Origin of the sequence: uncultured Lamprocystis sp. (assembly GCF_903933125.1) — a bacterium.
In the GTDB taxonomy this organism is placed as follows: domain Bacteria; phylum Pseudomonadota; class Gammaproteobacteria; order Chromatiales; family Chromatiaceae; genus Thiodictyon.
The window spans coordinates 1-1709 of sequence record NZ_CAIZIZ010000023.1 but is presented as its reverse complement, the minus strand read 5'-3'; the positions used below and the strand labels follow the sequence as shown (position 1 = coordinate 1709).

General features: G+C 61.4%; 1 protein-coding gene and 1 pseudogene. One reads left to right on the top strand and one right to left on the bottom strand.

All coding sequences use genetic code 11. From position 1 onward, the window contains the following. Positions 1 to 1361: pseudogene (locus tag QZY03_RS00935) on the top strand (carbohydrate binding domain-containing protein); the annotation flags it as partial. Between the two features lie 161 nt (positions 1362 to 1522). Here QZY03_RS00935 and QZY03_RS00930 read toward each other — a convergent pair. Continuing rightward, the coding region (locus QZY03_RS00930; protein WP_295577271.1) for a hypothetical protein at positions 1523 to 1709 on the bottom strand (187 nt) is incomplete at its 5' end.

The window sequence follows — 1709 nt, the reverse complement described above, 5'->3', positions numbered from 1 at the left end:
GCAAGCGCATGAACCAGCTCATGGCCGAATGGCTGGCCGCCAACTACGACAAGGATGCAAATGGCAAGGCGACGACCGCCAAGATTGCCGGGGTCATGTTCGATACGGACTTCCATTTCATCATGGACGCCTGGAACAAGAGGCCGGATGTCGACAATAACCTGGTGCTGGACGAGGGGATTTCCCCCACCGGCGAGAATCTCTGGGGTCAGGGGCTGGATGACTTCTATACCATCTTGCGCGAGCGTATGCCAAACGCGCTGATCGTCGGCGGGATGACCGAGTCCCGCGGTTTCACCACCCTGAACGGGAACGATATGGAAGGTTGGCCGCAGCGGGACATCGGCAACGCCGCACCCGACTATCGGGAGATCGACGGCCGGTTGTCGCAGTACAGTATGCTGATGCACCACGGCAATGTGGGCCCCCGCTATTCACAAACCATCAGCCGGGTGTCGACGCTGCGGTATAAGTATTACAATACGCCCGGAACCAGCAATGCACCGTTCCGTTTCAGCCTGGGCCTGACCTTGCTCGACGACGGTTACTACGCGCAGGAGAACAATACCGGCGTGGGCGATCCTTGGTGGGACGAGTATGCTGTCGACGTGGTGCCCGGCTCGCTGACCTTCGGTCAGGCCATCGCCTCGAACCCGGCGAACGAGGCGGAGATGCGCCGGCACAAGGGCTGGATGGGGTTTCCGCTGGGGCCGCGCTATCGCGTCTATGATCCAGTGGTCTTTGCCCCGGAGCGTAACCTGCTGGCAAAAGGCACTTTTGATGTGGACCTGACCGGCTGGAGCGGCACCAATGTCACGGTGACGAGGGACACGGCCGCCAATAACCGCATGGACGGTGCAGGTGCACTGCGCATCAGTCCTCATAATACTTACGCAAATACGGAGGCCGGTGCCGTCGCCAAGGGCCCGACGCTCAGCCTCCAGAGCGGAGTGGAGTACACGCTCGCCTTCGCCGTCAAGTCCAGCGCCATCCGTACGATCCAGGTCGTGGTGGGAGATCAAGCCGAGCAGCTGACGATCCCCGCGCAGTGGAGCCGACAGGTGTTTACGTTTACCGCCTCGCGCACCGGGAATTACCAGGTGAAGTTCAACGTGGGCCGTGAGAGCACCGATGTTTGGGTTGACTCCGTGTACCTGTTCGCCGGCAATGCGGATGTGTTCCGGCGCGACTTCGACAACGCGGTGGTAGTGGTCAATGCGACGCCGACCGCACGGACTGTCGACCTTGGTGCCACCTTCCAGCGGATCGGCGGCACCGGACAGGATCCCGTCAATGACGGCGCCGATGTCACGCAGGTGACCTTGCCGGCCTACGATGGCATCGTGTTGGTGCGGCCCTAGCAGTCGCTGTTGAACTGATCCGCGGCGAATGCTGCCATACCGGCAGCATTCGTCATCGGATGATCCACCCGCAGTCAGGGGCCGCACGGCTCCGCATCCTGCTTGCCTTTCCTCCGTCCTGACGCGACTTCCAGTCCGGGGCTCGCGTCCCCCGCTTCAGATCACGAGGGACAAGTGGTGACGACACGAAGCCCGGAAGTAAGAGTTCGGGTGCGATCGAAACTGATGAGGTAGCTTAAAATACAGCGGTACCCGTCTACACACCCGAGGATCGCCCAATGAGCACTGTGCTGCCCCCCAACGATGAGCGACTGCTGGCCCGCCTGAACCAACATCCGCAGTTGCGTG